General features: G+C 64.4%; 29 protein-coding genes, 1 tRNA gene and 1 pseudogene. 14 read left to right on the forward strand and 17 right to left on the reverse strand.

Annotation, left to right across the window (positions count from 1 at the left end):
* Positions 1–5: 5 nt before the first annotated feature.
* Positions 6–182 (forward strand): integrase core domain-containing protein, encoded by a 177-nt coding sequence (locus tag ACODRX_RS23185; protein ID WP_488873944.1) that lies wholly within the window; start codon positions 6–8, stop codon positions 180–182.
* Here the strand turns inward: ACODRX_RS23185 and ACODRX_RS23190 are convergent.
* The gene (locus tag ACODRX_RS23190; RefSeq protein ID WP_488873949.1) at positions 139–339 is read right to left on the reverse strand and encodes a hypothetical protein; all 201 of its coding nucleotides are present in this window, start codon (positions 337–339) and stop codon (positions 139–141) included. The two genes, ACODRX_RS23185 and ACODRX_RS23190, sit on opposite strands and share 44 nt — an antisense overlap.
* Positions 340–524: 185 nt before the next feature.
* Between ACODRX_RS23190 and modA the strand changes: the two genes are divergently transcribed.
* Positions 525–1,274: a molybdate ABC transporter substrate-binding protein gene (gene modA / locus ACODRX_RS23195; protein WP_488873907.1), complete on the forward strand. Its 750-nt coding sequence runs from the start codon at positions 525–527 to the stop codon at positions 1,272–1,274.
* 15 nt (positions 1,275–1,289) lie between these two features.
* Entirely contained in the window at positions 1,290–1,970 is a 681-nt protein-coding gene (gene modB / locus ACODRX_RS23200) for a molybdate ABC transporter permease subunit (protein WP_488873945.1), read from the forward strand.
* A gap of 52 nt (positions 1,971–2,022) precedes the next feature.
* On the opposite strand, the gene ACODRX_RS23205 is transcribed toward modB, so the two are convergent.
* The 3 genes from ACODRX_RS23205 to ACODRX_RS23215 form a co-directional block, all read right to left on the reverse strand.
* On the reverse strand, positions 2,023–2,922 hold the full coding sequence (locus ACODRX_RS23205; RefSeq protein WP_488873908.1) for a nitroreductase family protein: 900 nt from the start codon (positions 2,920–2,922) through the stop codon (positions 2,023–2,025).
* 200 nt (positions 2,923–3,122) lie between these two features.
* Complete coding sequence (locus ACODRX_RS23210; protein WP_488873909.1) at positions 3,123–3,407, reverse strand: hypothetical protein; 285 nt, start codon at positions 3,405–3,407, stop codon at positions 3,123–3,125.
* Between the two features lie 99 nt (positions 3,408–3,506).
* Complete coding sequence (locus ACODRX_RS23215) at positions 3,507–3,935, reverse strand: TOBE domain-containing protein (RefSeq protein ID WP_488873910.1); 429 nt, start codon at positions 3,933–3,935, stop codon at positions 3,507–3,509.
* Positions 3,936–4,136: 201 nt separating this feature from the next.
* Here ACODRX_RS23215 and ACODRX_RS23220 point away from each other — a divergent pair, with 201 nt between their 5' ends.
* Positions 4,137–5,459: a DUF2325 domain-containing protein gene (locus ACODRX_RS23220; RefSeq protein WP_488873911.1), complete on the forward strand. Its 1,323-nt coding sequence runs from the start codon at positions 4,137–4,139 to the stop codon at positions 5,457–5,459.
* Here ACODRX_RS23220 and ACODRX_RS23225 read toward each other — a convergent pair.
* The gene (locus ACODRX_RS23225; RefSeq protein ID WP_488873946.1) at positions 5,456–5,782 is read right to left on the reverse strand and encodes a winged helix-turn-helix domain-containing protein; all 327 of its coding nucleotides are present in this window, start codon (positions 5,780–5,782) and stop codon (positions 5,456–5,458) included. The genes ACODRX_RS23220 and ACODRX_RS23225 overlap by 4 nt on opposite strands.
* Before the next feature lie 494 nt (positions 5,783–6,276).
* Complete coding sequence (locus tag ACODRX_RS23230) at positions 6,277–6,846, reverse strand: hypothetical protein (RefSeq protein WP_488873912.1); 570 nt, start codon at positions 6,844–6,846, stop codon at positions 6,277–6,279.
* 295 nt (positions 6,847–7,141) lie between these two features.
* Between ACODRX_RS23230 and ACODRX_RS23235 the strand changes: the two genes are divergently transcribed.
* Both ACODRX_RS23235 and ACODRX_RS23240 read left to right on the forward strand, forming a co-directional pair.
* Complete coding sequence (locus ACODRX_RS23235; RefSeq protein ID WP_488873913.1) at positions 7,142–7,534, forward strand: hypothetical protein; 393 nt, start codon at positions 7,142–7,144, stop codon at positions 7,532–7,534.
* A gap of 139 nt (positions 7,535–7,673) precedes the next feature.
* Positions 7,674–7,880: an integrase core domain-containing protein gene (locus ACODRX_RS23240; RefSeq protein ID WP_488873947.1), complete on the forward strand. Its 207-nt coding sequence runs from the start codon at positions 7,674–7,676 to the stop codon at positions 7,878–7,880.
* Positions 7,881–7,955: 75 nt separating this feature from the next.
* On the opposite strand, the pseudogene ACODRX_RS23245 reads toward ACODRX_RS23240, so the two are convergent.
* The 4 genes and pseudogenes from ACODRX_RS23245 to ACODRX_RS23260 form a co-directional block, all read right to left on the reverse strand.
* Positions 7,956–8,279, reverse strand: a pseudogene (locus ACODRX_RS23245) (HipA domain-containing protein); the annotation flags it as partial.
* A 181-nt stretch (positions 8,280–8,460) separates the two neighbouring features.
* Complete coding sequence (locus ACODRX_RS23250) at positions 8,461–8,673, reverse strand: hypothetical protein (RefSeq protein WP_488873914.1); 213 nt, start codon at positions 8,671–8,673, stop codon at positions 8,461–8,463.
* Positions 8,670–9,065 carry a DUF1398 domain-containing protein gene (locus ACODRX_RS23255; RefSeq protein ID WP_488873915.1) on the reverse strand — a complete coding sequence of 132 codons (396 nt, stop codon included), beginning with the start codon at positions 9,063–9,065 and terminating at the stop codon, positions 8,670–8,672. Before ACODRX_RS23255 ends, ACODRX_RS23250 begins: the two co-directional genes overlap by 4 nt.
* A 34-nt stretch (positions 9,066–9,099) precedes the next feature.
* On the reverse strand, positions 9,100–9,570 hold the full coding sequence (locus ACODRX_RS23260) for a MarR family winged helix-turn-helix transcriptional regulator (RefSeq protein WP_488873916.1): 471 nt from the start codon (positions 9,568–9,570) through the stop codon (positions 9,100–9,102).
* 308 nt (positions 9,571–9,878) lie between these two features.
* On the opposite strand from ACODRX_RS23260, the gene ACODRX_RS23265 reads away from it, so the two are divergent.
* The 4 genes from ACODRX_RS23265 (at position 9,879) to ACODRX_RS23280 (ending at position 11,420) form a co-directional block, all read left to right on the forward strand.
* Entirely contained in the window at positions 9,879–10,166 is a 288-nt protein-coding gene (locus ACODRX_RS23265; protein ID WP_488873948.1) for a hypothetical protein, read from the forward strand.
* A gap of 340 nt (positions 10,167–10,506) precedes the next feature.
* Positions 10,507–10,824: a type II toxin-antitoxin system PrlF family antitoxin gene (locus tag ACODRX_RS23270; RefSeq protein WP_488873917.1), complete on the forward strand. Its 318-nt coding sequence runs from the start codon at positions 10,507–10,509 to the stop codon at positions 10,822–10,824.
* Positions 10,824–11,282: a type II toxin-antitoxin system YhaV family toxin gene (locus ACODRX_RS23275; RefSeq protein ID WP_488873918.1), complete on the forward strand. Its 459-nt coding sequence runs from the start codon at positions 10,824–10,826 to the stop codon at positions 11,280–11,282. The genes ACODRX_RS23270 and ACODRX_RS23275 overlap by 1 nt, the downstream gene beginning before the upstream one ends.
* A gap of 27 nt (positions 11,283–11,309) precedes the next feature.
* A complete protein-coding gene (locus tag ACODRX_RS23280) occupies positions 11,310–11,420 on the forward strand; it encodes a DUF3742 family protein (RefSeq protein ID WP_488873919.1) in 111 nt (36 codons plus the stop codon).
* 207 nt (positions 11,421–11,627) lie between these two features.
* On the opposite strand, the gene ACODRX_RS23285 is transcribed toward ACODRX_RS23280, so the two are convergent.
* From ACODRX_RS23285 to ACODRX_RS23310, 6 genes are all read right to left on the reverse strand, one after another.
* Positions 11,628–11,701: transfer RNA gene (locus ACODRX_RS23285), tRNA-Gly, on the reverse strand.
* 112 nt (positions 11,702–11,813) lie between these two features.
* A complete protein-coding gene (gene kdsB, locus ACODRX_RS23290; protein ID WP_488873920.1) occupies positions 11,814–12,644 on the reverse strand; it encodes a 3-deoxy-manno-octulosonate cytidylyltransferase in 831 nt (276 codons plus the stop codon).
* A gap of 97 nt (positions 12,645–12,741) precedes the next feature.
* Positions 12,742–12,939 (reverse strand): Trm112 family protein, encoded by a 198-nt coding sequence (locus tag ACODRX_RS23295; RefSeq protein WP_488873921.1) that lies wholly within the window; start codon positions 12,937–12,939, stop codon positions 12,742–12,744.
* A gap of 35 nt (positions 12,940–12,974) precedes the next feature.
* A complete protein-coding gene (gene lpxK, locus ACODRX_RS23300; protein ID WP_488873922.1) occupies positions 12,975–14,000 on the reverse strand; it encodes a tetraacyldisaccharide 4'-kinase in 1,026 nt (341 codons plus the stop codon).
* Between the two features lie 26 nt (positions 14,001–14,026).
* The gene (locus tag ACODRX_RS23305) at positions 14,027–14,458 is read right to left on the reverse strand and encodes an ExbD/TolR family protein (protein ID WP_488873923.1); all 432 of its coding nucleotides are present in this window, start codon (positions 14,456–14,458) and stop codon (positions 14,027–14,029) included.
* Between the two features lie 13 nt (positions 14,459–14,471).
* Positions 14,472–15,095: a MotA/TolQ/ExbB proton channel family protein gene (locus ACODRX_RS23310; protein ID WP_488873924.1), complete on the reverse strand. Its 624-nt coding sequence runs from the start codon at positions 15,093–15,095 to the stop codon at positions 14,472–14,474.
* A gap of 450 nt (positions 15,096–15,545) precedes the next feature.
* On the opposite strand from ACODRX_RS23310, the gene nth reads away from it, so the two are divergent.
* On the forward strand, positions 15,546–16,187 hold the full coding sequence (gene nth / locus ACODRX_RS23315) for an endonuclease III (protein WP_488873925.1): 642 nt from the start codon (positions 15,546–15,548) through the stop codon (positions 16,185–16,187).
* Positions 16,188–16,274: 87 nt separating this feature from the next.
* Here nth and cobT read toward each other — a convergent pair whose 3' ends face one another.
* Positions 16,275–17,351 carry a nicotinate-nucleotide--dimethylbenzimidazole phosphoribosyltransferase gene (gene cobT, locus ACODRX_RS23320; protein WP_488873926.1) on the reverse strand — a complete coding sequence of 359 codons (1,077 nt, stop codon included), beginning with the start codon at positions 17,349–17,351 and terminating at the stop codon, positions 16,275–16,277.
* Positions 17,352–17,479: 128 nt separating this feature from the next.
* On the opposite strand from cobT, the gene xseA reads away from it, so the two are divergent.
* The 3 genes from xseA (at position 17,480) to ACODRX_RS23335 (ending at position 22,233) form a co-directional block, all read left to right on the forward strand.
* The gene (gene xseA / locus ACODRX_RS23325) at positions 17,480–18,802 is read left to right on the forward strand and encodes an exodeoxyribonuclease VII large subunit (protein WP_488873927.1); all 1,323 of its coding nucleotides are present in this window, start codon (positions 17,480–17,482) and stop codon (positions 18,800–18,802) included.
* A 311-nt stretch (positions 18,803–19,113) separates the two neighbouring features.
* Entirely contained in the window at positions 19,114–19,698 is a 585-nt protein-coding gene (locus ACODRX_RS23330) for a superoxide dismutase (protein ID WP_488873928.1), read from the forward strand.
* Positions 19,699–20,001: 303 nt separating this feature from the next.
* Positions 20,002–22,233 carry an NADP-dependent isocitrate dehydrogenase gene (locus ACODRX_RS23335; RefSeq protein WP_488873929.1) on the forward strand — a complete coding sequence of 744 codons (2,232 nt, stop codon included), beginning with the start codon at positions 20,002–20,004 and terminating at the stop codon, positions 22,231–22,233.
* Positions 22,234–22,337 lie beyond the last annotated feature (104 nt).

Genomic DNA, 22,337 nt, shown 5'->3' on the forward strand with positions numbered 1-22,337 from the left:
ACGGCATGGTCGAGCGCGTCATCCGCACACTCAAGGAGCAATGCACGCACCGGCACCGATTCGAGAGCCTGCAGCACGCCAGCCGCGTCATTGCCGACTGGATCGGCTTCTACAACAACCAGCGACCCCACCAGGCGCTCAACATGAGGACTCCCGCTGAGGCATTCGCATTAGCGGCATAACCTGTGCAGATTCTGCTGGGTCAATACAAAATTCCTCAAGCACTTCCAGCTCGCCTTCCACGTCGGCCGCGGCCACGGTCTGGATGGGCATGCCCTGCGTGCTGCGGAAAGGGCTGCGGATGGCGCCGATAGGGCGCATGGTGATGGTGTCGGTCATAACTGGCTCGGCTCCTTGCTTCTGAGTGTTATATTTTCAGGAATATAACGGGCCGCTGGGCGGTCACGGGTTGCGGTGCGTCACGCCTTGCATCCGGGACTGGCAGCTTGGTTCTCTGCAAGAGGTTCCGAATGTTGAATGACGCTATGCACAATACTTGTCCCCCTGCCAGTGTCCGGCATCGAATGTCTTTGCCGACCCGCCGGTTCTTTGCCCGTGGGCTTCTGGGGCTGGCTGGTCTGGCTTCGCTGCTGACCGTTCTGCCAGCCAAAGCCGCCGATACCGTACTGGTAGTCGCCATGGGCGGCTACCGCAAGCCGGTACTGGAACTGGTGGAGGCCTTCCGCAAGGAAACAGGATTGGAGGCGCAGGCTGCATTCGGCCATATCAAGCAGATCGAGACCCAGGCCAGACAGAATCCGGAGGTCGCTTTCCTGATCGGCGACCGGAGCCTGCTGGAGCCGACAGGCCTCTTCAGCCGCTTCGACCCGCTCGGCAGGGGGCGACTGATGCTGGTGGCACGCAAGGGGAAGTCGCTGACCAATGCCGATGATCTGAAGGACCCAGCCTTTGCCCGGATCGCATTGCCCCACCGCACCCGCACCGTGTTTGGCGCCGCGGCCGATGCCTGCATGCAGCGCCTGAGCCTGGCCGAAACGCTCTCTCCGAAGCTGCTCGAAGTCGAAGGCGTTCCTCAGGTCGGGAGCTATATCGCATCCGGTGAAGTCGATGCTGGCTTCGTCAACAAGACCGAGGCGCTGGCCATCGCTGACCGCGTGGGTCCGGCGATCGAAATGCCCCAGACCTGCTACCAGCCTATCGAGATATCGCTAGGCACGGTCAAGGAGCGCACGCTCACGGCCAACCAAAGCCGCTTTCAGGCGTTTGTGCAAGGCGACACTGCCCGGCGCATCATGCAAGCCAATGGCTTGTAGGCTGGCTTGATTGACTTGCTGCCCGAAACCTGTGCCTGGTCCTCCATACCACTGACCCTGAGGGTCATGGGCTGGAGTGTGCTGCTCCAACTGGCGATCGGTGTGCCGCTGGCATGGCTGCTGGCTCGGCGCACCTTTCCAGGCAAAGCCCTGCTTGATGCCCTGGTGACGTTGCCGCTCGTCTTCCCGCCGATCGTTATTGGCTATGCCTTGCTACTGCTGCTTGGCCGCGAGGGCTGGCTGCTGGCTTGGCTGCCGCCGGACTGGCGGCCGCACTGGGTATTCAGCGAAACTGGCCTGGTGATCGCCGCCGTGGTCGCCGGCCTGCCGCTGATGGTCAAGCCGTCCCAGGCGGCCTTTTCCGAGGTCGATGATTCGCTGCGTGAGGTGGCATCAACCCTGGGTGCACGCCCCTGGCAGGTGATTTTGCGGATCGAGCTGCCGCTGGCCCGGCTGGGCATCCTGGCGGGCCTGGTGCTCGCCGCCGGCCGAGCCATGGGGGAGGTCGGCATCTCGCTGATGCTGGGGGGCAATATCAGCGGCCGCACGGAAACGCTATCGCTGGCGGTATACAACCACGTGCTGGGCTCTGAGAGAGACTGCGCGAACGCGCTATCGCTGGTGCTGGCCGGTGTGGCGGCGCTGGCCTTCTTTCAGCTTCGGCGGCTGGAGAGGCCAATCGCTCAAAGGAATTGAAGCGGTTCCTCAGAGCGATGTTGCGCCATGGGCTCCGCGCTCGCTCCATGTTTCAGTGGCTGTCACCATGGGATATTGAATGCGGCAGGAACTGGCCTTCTGTAGATGCACCGGCCTGGAGGCTGTGGAATCCCCATTGGGCTCGCACTGCGTCCAGCGGGACGGGCTTGCGTGGCGGCGGTGCCGTAGCAATACTGCCCAAGCTGACGAATCCAGCCAGGTGCTCGGTGGGCCCGATACCCAGTTCGGCGCAAAACACCGGGTCGAAGCAGCGCTCGCCGCTGAGCATGATGGCGCCGAAGCCAAGCTGGTGGGCGGCATTCAGCAGGTTGCCGAGTGCCGCGCCAGCGGCCAACCACTGCTCGCGCTCCGGTACCCGCATCCGTGGTTTGGGGGATACGACGAAAGCAAGCAAGGCCGGGCTGCGGGTGGCATGCTCGCGCGCACGGCTGATGTCCTCGCGGGGAGCCAGCGGATCGCGGCGCAGTTTCTCCTGTTCAAACAAGTCTGCTAGCCTTTCGCGAGAGCCAGCAGGAAACACCAGCACACGCCAAGGATGCAATCCGCCGTGGTCCGGCGCGCTCAGCGCTGCTTCGATCATCAGATCGATCTCTTGGGCATCTGGTCCTGGGGCTTCAAGGCGCTTCGGCGAAACGGAGCGGCGCTCCAGCAAAGGGGCCGTTGCGTTCCTCTTCTTCGACGCAGTGAAGACGTGCTTGAGTGCCGCAACCGCATCGGAGAAGCTTTGGGCCCAGGCGACGACTTTCTCGCCTTCCGCCGTGAACTCCTCAAAGGCCTCTCCGGCCTGCACCAGGGCATGGCCATATTCGCGTTCAGCATCTGCCACCGCTTGCTTTACCTCGGCTTGGGAGACGTGGCAAGCCTGCGCGGCCCTGGCCCAATCGCGCTCCCGATGCAGAGCCAGCAGGTAGGGAATGTGATCTTGCTGCATCAAGGCCTGCTCCTTGCGAGGATGGCCGCGAAGTGCGGCCCAAGGCAAAGGCTCTTCGAGCCCGCTGAGGCATTGTGGTCCGATTGGCCTGTTGCTGTCATATACAGATAAATATAACGCCAATCGTTGCAGGCTGATTTGGCAGTCGGACATCCGATCCCGAGCGTTGGGCGAGCCTGTCTATGTGCTGCCGAGGCGATTCAGTCGCCCACCCGGGAAGGCCGCACCAAAGGCCGCAGCAAGGGCTTGAGTGGATCGGGCGTGTTGTCCAACTCCGATAGCGCATCGGCCTGCTCATACAAGGCAGTGATGACTCCCGGGGAATACGCCTGGTGCAGTTTGGCCACTTCGAGCTGGGTGTAGAGCGCGGACGCAATGGCCTTGCGGTGCTCTGGCTGATCGAGGTAGGGTCCCCACAGGGACTCCTCGATCAGTATTTCGAGCACCTGCAACCGCTCTTCCACGCTGAGCTTTTCATTTCCCATAGCGATCTTCCATTCACATGAATCCAAGGATTTGTGAGGTGGGGATCAAGTGGGTGAAGCCGGGGGCGGCTGCAGGCTGGGCTCAATGTCGCGAGAGTTTTAGGCTTTCACCGCCAGAATCGCGCTACCTGCCTTGAACATGGCCAGGGCCTTCTGGCCAGCCGCCAGGCCCAGGCCATCGGTGCTCTCGTTGGTGACGATCGCCACCAGTTGCTCACCACCCGCCAGCGTTAGCAGCACTTCGCTGTTGACCGCACCCTTGTTCACACGTGCCACGACACCTTCAAATTGGTTTCGCGCAGAGAACTTCATCCCTTCCGCATCCGTCACCAGCGTCACGGCCGAGGCCTTGATGAGTGCCGTGGCCGCTATGCCGACCTTTAGCCCCATCGCATCGCGGCTGGCGCGGGTGACCGTGGCCACCACACGCAGGCCCGACGCCGTTTGCAGCTCGATCTCATCGTTGACGCTGCCATCGCGAATGTTGGTGACCGCGCCATTCAGTTGATTTCGTGCACTTGCTTTCATCTTGCTACTCCTGGGAACAATTACATCGCGCCTGGGCGCTTCCTGGGAAGTGCCTCAATCGCGATGGCAGTGTATTTCACGGGCGGGATGACAGCATTGGCTATGCACTCCATCGGTTAGATGGAATTCGTTATATCTGCATTCGTTATGTTTAGGCGTATATTACGATGCCATGCAGTTTCCATCAAGCGAGGACTGAAGATGTTGGTGCCCCCGTTCAAGCGCAGCCTGGGTGGGCTGAGTGTTTCTGGCGATAGCGGTTTGGTACATCAGGCGGCTGATGGCTGCTGTGACCACCAGGGTCTGGAGGAGGGGGCCCATGCCTCGGGCATGCGCCAGAAGCTCCATGAAATGGATATCCCCTTGCACTGCTCGGTGGTGGGCAACTGCCTGAGTTCTGGCGAACTGCGCCGGCTCATGGCCAAGCACATCCCCGTCAAGGGCCTGAGCGATCTGGAGGTTCACCACACAGCGGTGCAAATGGCCGGGCAGAAGGGCGAGGTTTCCAAGGCACTGCACAAGGCACTGGACCAGCGGCATGCCGGCGCCATCCAGATTTTTGCGGCAGCCAAGGACGATGCTGCATTGAGGGAGTGTTGGAAGCAGGCCTGGTCCCAAGGGGAGATACCCGGTGCCTATTGGGCTGTGCTCACGCACAAGGCAGTCACTGCCGAGCTGCGCCAGATGGTTTTTGGCGAGGTGCACATGCTCTCGCACCTGATGGCGGCGGCCAACCGCCATGAACTCAAGCGTTTTGTAGCGTTGGAAAAGGAAAACACCGAGCTCCATGAGCGCCTGGATCGCGAGCAACTGCGGCGACAGGAGCTGATCGAGGAGCGCAACCAGTTGGCCGGGCAACTGCGACAGCAGGCGGAGGAGTCTGGCCGCCGGACGGCGCAGTACCAGGCGGAGCTGAAAGAGCGCAGTGCACCTGCTGACACCAGCGGGCTGGTGGCCCTGCATACCCAGCGGCGCGAGCGGGCGGAGCGGCAGGCACAGCAAGCCCAGGAGCAGCTCGCGCTTTTGCAGGAGCAATTGGAGCGCATGCAGGAGCATGGCCGGCAGCTTGCCGAGGAACTCGCCGCCGCCGAAGCCGAGCTGCAGCACTTGAGCATGCTCGAGAGTGAACCAGGCCGCAGCGCTGATTCCTCATCGGCGAGCGAAGTCCTGCTGAACGCACGCAAGGTGCTTTACGTCGGAGGGCGGCCCAGTTCGACGCCGGCGATCCGGGACTATGTCCGTCGCCACGGAGGGGAGTTCCTGCACCACGACGGTGGACTGGAAGATCGCAAGGGACTGCTGGACAGCCTGCTGCCGCGGGTCAGCCTGGTGGTGTTCCCGGTGGACTGCGTCGACCACGACTCGGTGACCAAGCTCAAACGCCTGAGCGAGCGCCACCAGATTCCCTTTGTGCCGCTACGCAGCGCCAGCCTCGCCAGCTTTGCCGCCACGCTCCGGCGCGAGTTCGTCAAGAGCGCAAGGGATGCGGTGGCATCCCCACAGCTATGCCGCCGGCACAGCTAGCCGCGATGGACCAGGGCCAGCAGCGCGTCGATATCCGACTGGCAGGCCTTCATGGCGCGTTGCTCGATGCGCCGGTACAGGGCAACCACCAAACGCCCGGTTTCGGTGAGTTCCGTGCCACCGCCGCCAGATCCACCGGTAGCGGTGACCACGGCCGGGGTGTTCAGCGCGTGGTTGACCCCGTCGACCAGCAGCCAGGCCCGGCGATAGGACATGCCTAGGGATTTGGCTGCCGCGGCGATGGACTTGGTTGCATCGATGGCTTCCAGCAGATCAATTTTGCCTGGCCCAATGGCGATGACGTCCCCAGCCATGATGCGCATGCGCAGCTTCGCGGCAGGCATGACGTCGGTGTGCGCTTGGAGCGTGGCCGGATTGGTGCGTGAAGGGATAGCGGGCATGCGAACTGAGATCGATGGATGTGGCAAATGCAAGGTGCTATTGCATCGTCCTGGGTCGATCCATTCTGGCATATCGCTGAGCTGTGGTGAGAGATCGAGACACTTGTAGTGAAGGATGCCACAGCGCCAAACACTCCTGCGTGGCTAATAAAGTCAGGCCTTTCGGACATTGCGAATGAGGACGAAAGGAAGCAGGGATTGCTTGTATGCATGCTCGATGAATGACCAGTGTGAGTCGGCCTGGTTTACCCAGACACATTTTTGTCAATGTCCGGAATTGATCACAGCAGACTTTGATGCGGCAAAGTCGACTGCCTCAGATCAGCCTAAACCAGCCATCCGACGTCTCCGTTGATCAATGCGCAAAGAGATTGGCCGTTGGCCCATCGACCCAGATTTCCTGGTAACGGCTCATCTTATTGATCCACGCTGCCGCGCGCTTCCCAAACCGGCCTGAAGCCATTCAGCCCACGCGGATCGAAGGCGCAGATTCCCTTTTCGTGGTGCCATCCGCAGGGATAGAAGCCGGCATCCACTGTGGTGTAGATCGCCTCCAGAACAGCATCGTTGTCGCGCCCGAGAACATGGCGGCCGAGCGAGACGGATTTCAGCATCTCGAACAGGTCATAGGCGACGGTGGCCCAGAACTCTTCGAAGGGCGTGATGGTCTTGCGGATGCGCTTGATCTTGAGCGCACGCTCGAACTCTCCGCAGGCTGCCCACATCTTCTGGCCTTCGGTTTCGATCATGGCACGGCCATCGTGCGCCGCGGTCGTAGAGAGGAAGCCCGCAACCGCGCCGCTGGCAACATCGCTCCAGATGCGATAGCCGCCTGGCAGATCCTGCGCATTCTCCAGCAGCATGGCCCGTTCGATGCCTACAATGAGTTCCGCGCTCGGCGGCAACTTGTCGCCATGCTTCGCTGACAGCAGCCGGTCGCTGCCAAACAGCCTCAGAGGCGCAAGTGTGAATTCGGTGAGCTTCATGATGATCACTATGCTATGCATCCGAGGCAATTTGCAAATTGCGCAAGAAGGGACATGGCGCGAATAGCCGATGACAGCTTGCGCGATGCCATCAGGCAGGCGGCGCGCCGCGCGTTTTAGAGCCGCTAACACAACCCTTGATACGTCGTTGCTTCGTCGGGGGCGCCTAGCCTTGTCGTACTACTCGTACTGCCTGCGGCTTGCCGATCGCGGCCCGACGCCTCGTCTCAACCGCAAATCTTCGATTTGCTGGGTTGTGTTAGCGGCTCTTAAGACATGATCTCGGCGCCTGAATATGCAATCATTGCAGAAAGCTGAATCGACAGGGAGCGTAGAAATTTCTGAAATCAAGTCTCTGCCTCACATCGCCATTGTGCTTTCTGACGGCAATATTCAAACCAGCGTTCTGGCTGATTTGAGAAAGCTCACCGGAATGGCTTTCGCCGAGCTCAAAGACCGGATCGCGCAGCGGCAGCCCGTTATCTTGCTCCCGTTATTCGACAATCGGTTCTATGAAAGCGGTGCGGCGGTGCTGGGCGCCGTCGTGGCCCTTCTCGAAAACAATGGCGTGGCTTTTGCCATTTACGAACTCGCCGAGGGCGAGCGTTTCGAAACCCGCGACGAAGGCCTCAGCCGCATCACATCCGGCATTCTGAAGAATATGCTCCGCGAGGCGAACGTCGAATGACGGGGCCTCGCTGGCATTGGCCATCGACTGCCATGCCCGAGAACCGCTGGGTTGGCACTTGCCGAGAATCGGCTGCGCAACCACAGCCGCCAGTGCGCTGGGGCCAGCATTGATTGCTCGATTCGGGACGCTGGGCCGGGTGCCCCGGCCCTTGTTGTTGAAGCCCGGCAACGATGGCCCGGTCTTCACCAGCCGTACGCGCAAGAAGCAATGTACCCATCGCCAACGATTCGAGAGCCGGCAGCATGCCAGCCGCGTCATTACCGACTGGATCGGCTTCTACAACCACCACCGCCCCCACCAGGCGCTCAACATGAAGACCCCCGCTGCGGCCTGGCCGCCTTAGGCGCCGAGAAGCCTGCTTCGGTGATGGCCTGGTTGAGCCCCTTGAGCCGAGTTGCCTGCTTGGGGCTTCGCAACGATGACAGTCGGCGTTGCGCACCACGTAGTTCGTCAGCAAGTGCCAGCCCAGGTGCTCGAGTTGCGCCCGGACGCGGGCAGGTGGCAGGTAGGCGCGCGTGGCGTTGAGGACTTTCTCCGTGGTCGTGGCGTACTTTTCGTGGGGCGGCAGGCCCAGCAGGCTGCAGGCATCCGCGAGCCCATGGGTGGGTACGCCACTGGCATCGACGTCGAAGCGTTCGACGATCAGCACGCGTCCATCGTCGGACATCTGCGTTCTGGCAACCGGCACCACGTTCAGCTGCTCCAGCACACGCATGCTGTAGAACTCGTTGAAGCCCAGGTGCGTATTCCATTGATCGCGGACAGCATTCGATGCGATGGCGGACACCCTGCGCAAGTGTCCTGAGTGACGCTGTAAATCGTATCCGATCAGTCGGGCTGGCGTAGTTTTCTCATGGACTCGCCCTTGAGCGCAATCTTGTGCGAGCCGGTGCCGTCGACGCGATGGCAGCCATGCTGTTGCATCAGATGTCCGCGTCCTCATCGAAATCGTCGCCCAGGTCCACCTTGTGGCCCGCGTGCTCCAGCATCGTGTGAACCAGATCCTCGGGCAGGCCGTGAACATTGCGGCCTGCTTCAATATCGCGCACCGGGAAAAAGCCATGGGCAAGCAGGAAACTCAGCCGTTTTTTGGGGCGTGGAAAGGGCCGCTGCCTGGTTGCCCCCGTGGCAGTCACTTGGGAAAGTGTTCGACGTGCGTCTCACCTCGGCGTCCCACATAGGTCACATGCCTGCCTGCGATCCAGACCGTGTAGCCGATGCAGCCGGCCTGCTGCGTGAGCAGCTTGAACTCGGGGTACATCACGCGGCCTTGCTGGGCACCGCGGATGGCGGCGCGCACCGCGTCGCCGTCAAAGGCCTGCGCAATCCCGTTCTCTGGTCGCTCAAAGCTGAAGTCGACCGATGTGCCGTCAGGCAAATAGTAGGTTGCCCGGCCAGATCGGTAGTCGACGTGGTACGACTCGACCTGGGCGTTCATCAACTGGGCGACGACCTCTCCAAAATGGATCGTGCCGCGGTTCGATGCCTCGAAGGTGGCCTGAATGACAGCTTGCGTGTTCTCGTTCATACGGTTCTCCGTGGTGGTTGGTTCAGGTGAAGGATCAAGTGGCGGGAACGGCTTTCAGGCCATGGTGTTGCACCAGCGCCTGCATGGAAGCCAACAAGGCGCGCCGCTCTGCGGCGTCGAGATGTCCGAAGAAGTGCTCATCATTGGCGTCGGCGACTGCGGCCAACTGCGGCACCAGCGTCTTGCCCGAGGGCGTCAACGCCAGGGACTGCTCCCGCGCGCTCTCGTCGGCCACCACCCGCCGCGCCAGGCCCTTCTGCGCAAGTCGGGTGACCACCTTGGAGGCGGCTCCCTTGGTCATCCCAAGCGCTTGGATCAGTTCGGCGTGGCTCGTCTCGTCCTGCTCCCACAAGGTGCGCAGTGCGACCCATTCGGTCACGCTGACGCCCCGCGCTTCCAGTAAGCGCTGGAATCGTGCGGACACATGGTTGGAGACGAACCGCAGCCAGAAGCCAAGGTGCGCATCCAGGGGAGAAGGGGGTGGTGCGGTGCTTTTCTTTCTCATCGGATGACATTGGCGTGGTGTTGGTTGCGCTCGAGAAGGGGTACGTGGTTTCCAAGGAAACAGTTGGAGTAGAGTTTCCACGGAAACCCGGATCTGCGCAAGAGGTGCCGAAGCGGGACGAGGCAGGCTCATGCAAAACGCTTGGCCAGACGGTTGCCGATCGATCGTATGCGCTCAATAAACCTTTCAATTAACCACAAGTCTGGCGTCTCGATGGTGCACGGAATGATCGAGATTCCCGTTATTCTTCGCGAAAGGACTCTGCCAACGGGAATCTGATCGCGATCTACTGCATCCTGAGTTGGCGCATCTTCTGGGTGACGATGCTCAGCCGCGCCGATCCTCGCGCCGACCCGGGCGAGGCGTTCACCGATGCCGAGATCACGGTGCTGGATCAACTGTCACCTCCGATGGCGGTCCCGGAGTTCTTGCCCCGGACGTTGTCGCACGACACCATCAAGTTAGCCAAGCTCGGTGGTTACCTCGCGCGCAAAGGCGACCCGCCGCCCGGCAACATCGTCATGTGGCGCGGGCTCACACGCCTCACCGACATTGTTCTCGGCATGCAACTCGCGGGGAAAGATGTGGGTAATTGAAAGGTTTATTGAGCGCATACAGAGAAAGAGCATGCGGGTGTCGTGGTGACGGGCCGACTGGGAGGCCTTTTCGCCTTGTCGAGGTAGGGCCTTTCCCCTTGCACCCATTCCCTTGCCCTTTCGGCCCTTTGGCCGGTACAGCCTTTGGATATAAAGCGGCGAGTGCTGACCGTCCACCATCAATGTGGGACTCAACGAGGCCGGGTTGATGCAGGAAGGCTCACTGTTCCCACCCTAGGATGAGGTTCAATGTTGAATGCCGGAGAACATCACGAGACCTCACGTTGACTTGGTAAGGAAACTTCCTTACGATACGGGCATTGCTATCAGGAGAGTCGCCATGCCTGCCATTCACGAAGTTGCCACGCTGACCTCCAAGGGCCAGATCACGCTGCCCAAGTCCATCCGCCAGGCGCTGGGTGCCGATACCGGCAGCAAGCTCGCGTTTGAGCTTCGTGGCGGTGAAGTGGTCGTGACCCGTGCGGATGCCGAGCACGAAGACCCGGCCATTGCCGCATTCCTGGCCCTGCTGGCGCGCGACATTGAGGCAGGCCGGAATGTTCGTGGTCTGCCCGAGGATCTGGCTCGCACGATGCTGGAGCACGCGGGCCACAAGGTGGATCTGGGCGACGATTTCGATGAGGACGTGGACATCTGATGCAACAGCATGGCTGGACACTGCTGTTCCACGACAACCTGATCGAGCAGATGATGAAGCTGCGCACGGCTGTGCTGCGCGCCCAGGAGAACGACCCGCAGGGGTTCGGGTCCAACGCCAGCGTCAAGTTCTTCCGGGCCTTGGTCCAGTTGATACAAGACGTGGTGCCGAGTGATCCGGCGCGCGACGAATACCGCCAGGGCAATACCATGGGGCCGGCCTATCGCTACTGGCGGCGAGCCAAGCTCGGAAGGCGCTACCGGTTGTTCTTCCGGTACGACTCGAAGGTGAAGGTCATCGTGTACGCCTGGGTCAACGACGAGCAGACCCTGCGGTCATCGGGCAGCAAGTCGGACCCTTACGCGGTGTTCGAGAAGATGCTCGGACGTGGAAATCCGCCAGGCGACTGGAACGCATTGGTCGAGGCAAGTAAACCGGATTGGAGCAAGCGGGAATAGGCATTCCTCATGTAGCAGGAGACGACCATGACTACGACAACCCGCATCAGCATCGCAGAACGCCTCGGCCGTACCCTCGGCCGCGGATGGCGCGCCTATGCGCGTGGCCAGCGGCAGGCTGAGGCATTACGCAGTTGACGCCGGGCCGTGGCGAACTTGCCATTCAATGTCCGCTCGGCGATCCCCATGACGCCGTGGTGATGGGCGTGCAGTACGCTGCCGCTTGCCGCCCCACGAGAAGCGGAAGTGCCACGCCTTGAAGCCGGTGGCTGAAATGTTGAGGTTGAGGCCGTCGAAATCGGCGATCGCATACGACTTGCCAGGGAAGGCCCTGGAAAGTCGAAGTGGAGCGGGCGATGGGGATCGAACCCACGTCTTGAGCTTGGGAAGCTCAGGTCCTGCCATTGAACGACGCCCGCATGGGGCCCTCGGGGGGCCGCGATGCAGTCGGTGATTGTAGTACCAGATTGCCGCGGCTTGGGGTAAACGTGGCGGGTGTTTTGTGCGCCGCCGGCACTGCCCGTCCGGCGCTCAGTCCACCGCGCCCGATGCCTGGGATGCGGCCTGGTGGCCCAGCAGCTGGCGCACGCGCTGCAGGTCTTCGGGGGTGTCTATGCCGGCGCCGGGCTTGTCGCGCGTGGTGTGCACCGCGATGCGGTGGCCGTGCCACAGCGCGCGCAGCTGCTCCAGCGATTCGATCTGTTCGGTGGGGGCCTGGGGCAGGATGGGAAAGCTGCGCAGAAAATGCGCCCGGTAGCTGTACAGGCCCATGTGGTGCAGCGGCGCAAAGCCGGCGGTGCGGGTGGTGTGCGGGTTGTGCCACCAGTGGCTGTTGACATGGTCGCGGCCCCAGGGGATGGGGGCGCGGCTGAAGTAGCTGGCCAGGCCCTGGGCGTCGAGCACCACCTTGACCACATTGGGGTTGTGCAGGTCTTCCAGGCTGGCGATGGGGTGGGCAACGGTGCCCATGCTGGCCTCGGGGCGGGCCACCAGCAGTTCGGCCACGGCGTCGATCAGCGCGGGTGCGATCAGCGGCTCGTCGCCTTGCACGTTGACCACCAGGTCGTCGCCGTCCAGGCCCAGCTGGGCGCAGGCTTCGGCCAGGCGGTCGCTGCCGCTGGGGTGGCTGGGCGAGGTGAGCAGGGCTTCCACCTGGTGCTGGCGGCAGGCCTGGACGATGCGCTCGTCATCGGCGGCCACCACCACCCGGGCCGCCTGGCTTTGCTGGGCGCGGCGGGCAACCTGCACCACCATGGGCAGCCCGGCGATGTCGGCCAGCGGCTTGTTGGGCAGGCGCGTCGACGCCATGCGCGACGGTATCAGCACGGTGAAGCGGGGGGTGTTGCTGCTGTGGGTGGCCATGGCAAGAGGGCAGCGCGCGGGCGCCGCCAGGCGTTGGATTGGTGATGGGGTTGGTGGCTGGAGTGCGCAGGCGGCCGGGGCTGGTGCGGGGCTGGGGCTAGCGCGCGTTGCCGTTGGCTTCGAGTTCGTCGTCGCCGAGCGGGCGGGCTTCGTTTTCCAGCATGATCGGGATGCCGTCGCGCACGGGGTAGGCCAGGCGGGCGCTGCGCGAGACCAGTTCCTGGCGCTCGCGGTCCCAGCGCAGCGGGCCCTTGGTGACGGGGCAGACGAGCAGTTCCAGCAGTTTCGGGTCCATGGTGTGGCGCTTTCGAGAATGGGGGCCAGGCCGGGTCAGGCCCGGCGCAGGGTGAGAAGCCGGGCATGCACGGCCTGGGCAAATGCCGGGGCTATGCTGGTGAGCAGCGGCACGGCCAGCGCCTCGGGCTCCACGGCCCAGAGCTTGGCGGCGTCTTTTTCGGTGCACAGCAGCACGGCATCGGCGATTTTACGGCCAGACCGGCGGTAGCCGGCAAAGCCGTCGTGGTCGGGCAGGGCTTGGGCGCTGGCCAGTTGCAGGCCGCGCGCGCGCAGCATGGCGAAGAATTCTTCGGGGTAGGCGATGGCGGCAAGCGCATGCACCGGCCGGCCGGCGCTTGACTGCTGCGCCAGCTGCGCCAGCGCCGTGCGCTCGCCCTGGCGGTTGACGGCGTAGTCGGCCAGCTGCCGCTGCAGCGGCCAGCTTTGGGCCCGGCTTTGCGCCAGCCCCGGCGGGGGCTCGCCGGCGTAGAGCGCGAAATCGCATGCGCGCGGCCAGGGTTCGCGCAGCGGCCCGGCCGGCAGCAGCCAGCCGTTGCCCACGCCCTGGCGGTTGAAGACCACGATCTCCAGGTCGCGCGTCAGCGCCAGGTGCTGCAGGCCGTCGTCGCAGATGACGAGGTCGCAGCCGGGGTGGGCGTGCAGCAGGGCCCGCACCGCGTCGCCGCGCCGGCTGCAGACCACGACCGGCGCGCCGGTGGCGCGGGCGATGAGCAGGGGTTCGTCGCCCGCCTGCCGCGGGTCGCTGTGCGGCAGCACATGCACCGGCGCGCGGTCGCGGTCGCCGGCGCGGCCATAGCCGCGCGATACCACGCCGGGCCGCCAGCCCAGGGCCTGCAGCTGCTGCACCAGGTGGATGGTGACCGGGGTCTTGCCGGCGCCGCCGGCGATCACGTTGCCCACCACCACCACCGGCACCGGCGTCCGGTAGCTCGGCAGCAGGCCGCCGCGGTAGAGCCGGCGGCGCAGCGCGCTGAGCGCGCCATACAGCCAGGCCAGCGGCAGCAGCGCCCGCATGCCCGCGCCGCGCCGCTGCCAGGCGCGGGCAAGCGCGTGCTGCATGGGCTGGGGGGAGGGGCTGGGGTGGGTCAATGCAGTGGCTGGGCGCTTGCGCGCGCCTGGGTGGCAAAGGTGATCTGGCTCAGGCCCACGCGGCGCGCGGCCTCCATGACGGAGACCACCGACTGGTGCGAGGCCAGCGCATCGGCGCTGATGATGAGCACGCTGTTGCTGCCGGCACGGGTTGCTTGGCCGAGCGCGGCGGCGAGGCGGTCGACCGATTTGCCGTCCAGCGCCTCGCCCGCCACCGCGTAGCGGCCATCGGCGGCCACGGCGACGACGATCTCGCGCGGCCGCTCGCGCTGCTGCTCGGCATCGGCCTCTGGCAGGGTGAGCTGCAGCTCGGTGAATTTGCTGTAGGTGGTGCAGAGCATCAGAAAGATCAGGATCACCAGCAGCACGTCGATGAACGGGATCAGGTTGATCTCGGGCTCTTCCTTGGCGCGGGGGCGAAAGTTCATGCCTGGCCCCGGGTCAGCCGCGGCGGCGCTGGCCGCTGAGGTGGCGCAGGAACTGCTCGGCCGACAGCTCCAGCGTCAGCAAATAGGCATCGACCCGGCTGCGAAAGTAGCGCCAGAAGATGAGCGTGGGTATGGCGACCATCAGGCCGAAGGCGGTGTTGTACAGCGCCACCGAGATGCCGTGGGCCAGCTGCGCGGGGGTGCCGCCGCTACCGCTTTGCGAGCCAAAGATCTCGATCATGCCGATCACCGTGCCCAGCAGGCCGAGCAGCGGCGCGGCCGAGGCGATGGTAGCCAGCGCGGTGAGGTATTTCTCCAGCCGGTGGGCGACGCTGCGGCCGGTGCCTTCCATGGCGGCGCGCAGGTCGGCGTCGCTGATGCGCGGGTCGTTGCTCAGCGTGCGCAGGCCGCTGGCCAGCACTTCGCCCAGCGCCGAGCTCTGGCCAAGCTGGTTGACCACCTCGGGCGCGGGCAGCTGGGGGGATGAGACGGAGATCGCCTCGCCCAGCAGGTCGGCCGGCGCCACCTTGGCGGCATTCAGCGCCACAAAGCGCTCCACAATCAGGGCCAGGGCAAGTACCGAGCAGGCAATCAGCGGCCAGATAGGCCAGCCCGCTGCTTGGATGATGGATAGCAATGCTCTCTCCGCTCTTTGTCGTGCAACGGGCAATTATCTCCGAGCCTGGCGGCAGATTCCAGCCGGGCCTGGCGATGGCCTGGCCCCCAGGTCTTCCACAATTTCTGTGGATAACTTTGTGGGTAATCGGCCTGTGACCGGCGCAAGACACGCAAACATGGGCATTTCGTTAGATTGCTGAAAAATTACGCGCCAAAATTTCATTGAAAATCAATGACTTGTACGTGTATTCGGGCTGTATTGCTACACTCCGTGACGGCTGTATGACGGCGCATCGCCCAGCGGTTTCTGTGGACTACTGCGGCAGCCAGGCCCGCGAGGCCCCGGGGAAAGCCGCTTTTCATGCCGCGATGCAGGCGGGGCGCGGCGCTGGGGCCGGCGCGGATTTTGACCAGGGTGAAATTTGCCGGCCGCCATTCGCCATGCCTTGGTTGATAATCCTGGCCTGCCATGAAAACATCCACGATAGCGCCTTTCTTCGCCGCGCTGAAGGCGGCCAACCCCCAGCCGAACACCGAGCTGGAATACAGCTCGGTGTTCGAGCTGCTCACTGCGGTGCTGCTGTCGGCGCAGGCCACCGACGTGGGCGTGAACAAGGCCACGCGCAAGCTGTTTCCGGTGGCCAATACGCCGCAGGCCATCCTGGCGCTGGGGCAGGACGGGCTGGAGGGCTATATCCGCACCATCGGCCTGTACCGCAGCAAGGCCAAGCATTTGCTGCAGACCTGCCGCATCCTGGTGGAGCGCCATGGCGGCCAGGTGCCGCGCACCCGCGAAGCGCTGGAGGCGCTGCCCGGCGTGGGCCGCAAGACCGCGAACGTGGTGCTGAACGTGGCCTTCGGCCAGCCCACGATGGCGGTCGACACGCATATCTTTCGCGTGGGCAACCGCACCGGGCTGGCCCCGGGCAAGACGCCGCTGGCGGTCGAGATGCAACTGCTGGCGCGCGTGCCGGCCGAATACGCGGTGGATTCGCACCATTGGCTGATCCTGCTGGGCCGCTATGTCTGCCAGGCGCGCAAGCCGCGCTGCTGGGAATGCGTGGTGGCGCCGTACTGCGATTTCAGCCCGAAGACGCCCGCACCGCATTGATGTAGAAAATAATAGCTGCTAGCGCTTGCTGGTAAAGGTTTCCAATATGAAATATATTGGAAAACATTGCTGGTAAAGCGCAAGCAGCTATGTTTTTTGGCTCACGCCGGCCGCTGCAAAGCTGGCCATCTCGCGCAGCATGGCGCAGCCCGACTCCAGCAGCGGCCAGGCCAGCGCCGCGCCCGAGCCTTCGCCCAGGCGCATCTGCCAGTCGAGCAGCGGCTGCGCCTGCAGGGCGGCAAGCATCAGCGCATGGCCGGGCTCGCCAGACTGGTGGGCATAGACGCAGCGCTCCAGCACCGCGGGCTGCAGCCGGCTGGCCACCAGCACCGCGGCGGTGGCGATGAAGCCATCGACCACGATCACCCGGCGCTCGGCCGCGGCCTGCAGGATGGCGCCAACCATGCTCGCCACCTCGAGCCCGCCCAGCGCGGCCAGCACGGCCAGCGGCTCGTTGACGCCGGCATGGCGCTGCAGCACCTGGTGCAGCACGGCCGCCTTGCGGGCCACGCCCTCGGCCGACAGGCCGGTGCCCGCGCCGGTCACCTGCGCGACCTCAAGCCCGCACAGCCGCGCCAGCAGCAGCGAGGCGCACGAGGTATTGCCTATGCCCATCTCGCCCAGCAGCACCGCGTTGCCCGGCAGCGCGCGCACCAGCGCCATGCCGTTGCGGATGGCGACCTCGCATTCGGCCGCGCTCATCGCCGGGCCCTGGCTGCTGTCGCGCGTGCCGTAGGCCACCTTGCGGCGCCACAGGCGGGGCTGGCCGGCCTGGGGCAGCTTGTGCTCGGGGTCTTGCTCGCGCGGCGCGAAATCGCGCGCCACGCCGCAGTCCACCACATTCAGCGCGATGCCGTGCTGGCGCGACAGCACGCTCACCGCGGCGCCTCCGGCGAGAAAGTTCTCCACCATCTGCCAGGTCACATCGGCCGGGAAGGCGGATATGCCCTGCGCCGCCAGCCCATGGTCGGCGGCGAACACCAGCATCTGCGGCTGCGCGAGCCGGGGGGCTTCGCTGCCCAGGATGCAGGCCAGGCGGTGGGCCAGCTGCTCGAGCCGGCCGAGCGAGCCCAGCGGCTTGGTCTTGTGGTCTATCAGGTGCTGCACGCGCTCGAACAGCGCTGCGTCGTGGATGGAGGCGATGGGGGGAGTCGAGAAGGCCATGGCGATCGGAAAAGACAGGTCAACGCCATTGTGGCGGCAATTGCCGGCCGCTCGCGGGCCAATCGCAGGTCATTCGCAGGCCACTTGGAGACCATTCGGGCCCTACACTGCGGGGCATGAACCAAGGCATGGATGACGGGGGCTGGCGCCAGGGCGGCCAGCGTGTGTGGGACGTGGGCGCGCTGTGCACCGCGGTGGCGGATGCGCTTGCGGCCCGCTTCAACCCGGTGGCGGTGCGCGGCGAGCTCAGCGGCTTTTCGCGCGCGGCCAGCGGGCACTGTTATTTCTCACTCAAGGACGCCAGCGGCCAGCTGCGCTGCGCCATGTTCCGCCGTGCGGCCCAGGGCCTGGCCTTTGCGCCGCGCGATGGCGAACTGGTGGAAGTGCGCGGCAAGCTGGGCGTGTACGAGCAGCGCGGCGACTTGCAGCTGATCGTCGACGACATGCAACGCGCCGGGCAGGGCGCGCTGTTCGAGCAGTTCCTGCGGCTCAAGGCCCAGCTCGAGGCCGAGGGCCTGTTCGATGCCGGCCGCAAGCGGCCCCTGCCGCTGATGCCGCGCGGCATCGGCCTGGTCACCTCGGCGGGCGCGGCCGCGCTGCACGATGTGGTGACCGCGCTGCGCCGCCGCGTGCCGCACATCCCGGTGGTGCTGGCGCCCGCGCTGGTGCAGGGCGCGTTGGCGCCGGCATCGCTGGTCGATGCGCTGCGCAAGCTCTACCGGCTGGCGGAGCAGGGCGGCGATGGCTCGGGTGACCCGGCTGCCGTGCCCATCGACGTGATCCTGCTGGTGCGCGGCGGCGGCTCCATCGAAGACCTTTGGGGCTTCAACAACGAGCAGCTCGCGCGCACCATCGTGCAAAGCCCGGTGCCGCTGGTCAGCGGCGTGGGGCACGAGACGGATTTCACCATCGCCGATTTTTGCGCCGACCTGCGCGCGCCCACGCCCACCGCGGCGGCCGAGCTGGTGTCGCAGCCGCGCGATGCCTGGCTGGGCGCGCTCGATCTGGCCGAGCGCCGCCTGCGCGAGGCGCTGGAGCGCCAGCTCGACCGCCAGGGCCAGCGCCTGGACCATGCGGCGCGCCAGCTCGGCCGCCCTTCGGGCCTGGTGGCGCGCGAGCAGTGGCAGCTGGAGCAGTGGCGCCAGCGCCTGCAGGCCGCGGTGCGCGAGCGCGTGCTGGCCGGCGGCCACCGCCAGCAGCAGCTGGCCCGCGATTTGCCCGCGGCGGTGGCGCGCTGGCAAGAGCGCCAGCAGCAGGGCCTGCGCCAGGCCCAGACCCGGCTCGAGCTGCTGAACCCGCAGCAGGTGCTGGCGCGCGGCTATGCGCTGCTGACCGACGGCGACGGCCAGGTCGTCAGCCGGGTGGCCGAGGCCCCGGTGGGCACGGCCGTGCGCGCGCAGCTGGCCGATGGCGCGCTGGACATGGTGGTGACCCAGCCGCGTCTGCTGTAGCGCGGTCGCCATGGAACCATCCTTTTCAAGGTCTTGAATTGGATAAGCGCCTTGTACCCTGTTAAGAGGTTGTGCGTTGTGCGTTTTGCGTTTTGCGGCTTCACGCTCAACGCAAAACCCTCAACGCTCAACTGCCTGCAGCGCCATGGGCACTCACGACGGCACAACACCTGGAAAGGGATGCTCCATGCAACTTATGCTGTCAGCGAATGCCGCAAACGTAACCGCATTCGCTCGCAGGGACTTTTTCCTTTCTACAATGGCCAAGGACTGCTTGTCACACCAATTATTTCAACCACGAGGAAACAGTTATGGAACGCACCCTGCCCCCATTGCCCTATGCCATCGATGCACTGGCGCCGTTCGGCTACAGCCAGGAAACCATGGAGTACCACTACGGCAAGCACCACAATGCCTACGTGGTGAACCTGAACAACCTGCAAAAGGGCACCGAGTTTGAAAACATGGAACTGGAAGACGTGGTCAAGAAGTCTTCCGGCGGCATCTACAACAACGCAGCCCAGATCTGGAACCACACCTTCTTCTGGAACTGCATGGCCCCCAATGGCGGCGGCGCTCCCAGCGGCGCGCTGCTCGAAGCCATCAACAAGAAGTGGGGCAGCTTCGACGAGTTCAAGAAGGCCTTCCAGGCGTCGGCCGTGGGCAACTTCGGCTCCGGCTGGACCTGGCTGGTGAAGAAGGCCGACGGCAGCGTGGACATCGTCAACACCGGCCCCGCCGGCACGCCGCTGACCTCCGCCGACAAGGCGCTGCTGACCGTCGACGTCTGGGAGCACGCCTACTACATCGACTACCGCAACCTGCGTCCCAAGTTCGTCGAGACCTTCCTCGCCAGCCTGGCGAACTGGAAGTTCGCCGAGCAGAACTTCGCCTGAGATCGAGCCGAGCGCCGGCGCTGCAGCCGGCGGCGCAAAAAGCCCCGTTTCGGGGCTTTTTTTTTGGAAAATCCGACGCTGAAGCGCATGGGGAAAGCGCTATATGCTATCTTTAAAGGAGCAATTTCGACCGACGTCCCAGCAGAATGTGGGGGATCAGTCTTGTATAAGACTTGAAAAAACGCGACAATGCCAACGCCTTGAATTTCGTATTGTGATATTGCATTGCACAAAAATTCAAGTTCGCGGCGGCGCAGGGATCCTGCACGCCGCGTGCCCTATCTTTGCCACTTGAAAGACCAGATGACTACCCAACCCACCATCATCTACACCCTGACCGACGAAGCGCCCCGGCTGGCGACGGCGTCGTTCCTGCCCATCGTCCGTGGCTTCGCCAGCGCCGCCGGCATCAACGTGGCCGAGAGCGATATTTCGGTGGCGAACCGCATCCTGGGCGAATTCCCCGAGTACCTGAGCGATGCGCAGAAGGTGCCCAACAACCTGGCCGAGCTGGGCAAGCTCACGCTGACGCCCGATGCCAACATCATCAAGCTGCCCAACATCAGCGCCTCGGTCTCGCAGCTGATGGCCGCGATCAAGGAACTGCAGGGCAAGGGCTACCCCATCCCCGACTATCCCGAGAACCCCGCCAACGACCAGGAAAAGGACATCAAGGCCCGCTACGGCAAGTGCCTGGGCTCGGCGGTGAACCCGGTGCTGCGCGAGGGCAACTCCGACCGCCGCGCGCCGCTGGCGGTGAAGAACTACGCCAAGAAGCACCCGCACTCCATGGGCGAGTGGAAGCAGTGGTCGCAGACCCATGTGTCGCACATGCACCATGGCGACTTCTACCACGGCGAGAAGTCCATGACGCTGGACAAGGCCCGCGACGTGAAGATGGAGCTGGTGACCAAGTCGGGCAAGACCATCGTGCTCAAGCCCAAGGTCGCGCTGCTGGACGGCGAGATCATCGACTCGATGTTCATGAGCAAGAAGGCGCTGTGCGACTTCTATGAGCGCGAACTCGACGACTGCAAGGAAGCCGGCATCCTGTTCTCGCTGCACGTCAAGGCCACGATGATGAAGGTCTCGCACCCCATCGTGTTCGGCCACTGCGTCAAGATCTACTACAAGGAAGCCTTCGAGAAGCACGGCAAGCTGTTCGACGAGCTGGGCATCAACGTCAACAACGGCATGGTCGATCTGTACGAGAAGATCAAGACCCTGCCCGAGTCCAAGCGCGAAGAGATCATCCGCGACCTGCACAGGTGCCAGGAGCACCGCCCGGCGCTGGCCATGGTCGACTCGGCCAAGGGCATCACCAACTTCCACTCGCCCAACGACGTGATCGTCGATGCGTCCATGCCCGCGATGATCCGCGGCGGCGGCAAGATGTGGGGTGCCGACGGCAAGCCCGCCGACTGCAAGGCCGTGATGCCCGAGTCCACCTTCGCCCGCATCTACCAGGAGATGATCAACTTCTGCAAGTGGCACGGCAACTTCGACCCGCGCACCATGGGCACCGTGCCCAACGTGGGCCTGATGGCGCAGAAGGCCGAGGAATACGGCTCGCACGACAAGACCTTCGAGATCGCCGAAGACGGCGTGGCCAACATCGTCGACCTGGCCACCGGCGAAGTGCTGCTGTCGCAGGACGTGGAGGCCGGCGACATCTGGCGCATGTGCCAGGTCAAGGACGCACCGATCCGCGACTGGGTCAAGCTCGCGGTCACGCGCGCCCGCAACTCGGGCATGCCCGCCGTGTTCTGGCTCGACCCCTACCGCCCGCACGAGGCCGAGCTGATCAAGAAGGTGCAGACCTACCTCAAGGACTACGACACCCAGGGCCTGGAGCTGCCGATCATGAGCCAGGTGCGCGCGATGCGCTACACGCTGGAGCGCGTGGCCCGCGGCCTCGACACCATCTCGGTCACCGGCAACATCCTGCGCGACTACCTGACCGACCTGTTCCCTATCATGGAGCTGGGCACCTCGGCCAAGATGCTGTCCATCGTGCCGCTGATGGCCGGCGGCGGCATGTACGAAACCGGTGCCGGCGGCTCGGCGCCCAAGCACGTGCAGCAGCTGGTTGAGGAAAACCACCTGCGCTGGGATTCGCTGGGCGAGTTCCTGGCGCTGGCCGTGTCGCTCGAAGACCTCGGCATCAAGGAAAGCAACGCCCGCGCCAAGCTGCTGGCCAAGACCCTGGACCAGGCCACCGGCAAGCTGCTCGACGAAGACAAGTCGCCCTCGCGCCGCACCGGCGAGCTGGACAACCGCGGCAGCCAGTTCTACATCGCGCTGTACTGGGCCCAGGCGCTGGCTGCCCAGACCGAAGACAAGGAGCTGGCCGCCAAGTTCGCGCCGCTGGCCAAGCAGCTGGCCGACAACGAGCAGAAGATCATCGCCGAAATGGTCGCGGTGCAGGGCAAGCCAGCCGACATCGGCGGCTACTACCTGCCCGACGTGGCCAAGATGGACGCGGTGATGCGCCCGAGCGGCATCTTCAACGCAGCCATCGACGCGCTGGCATAAAGCTGCGGGGGCCGAGCCCCTGTGCCCACGAAAACGGCCGCCCGGCAAGGCGGCCGTTTTTATTGCCGGGATGCCGGGGCGGAAAGGACGCGTGGGGGCTTATG

Source organism: Comamonas sp. FG99, assembly GCF_057808605.1.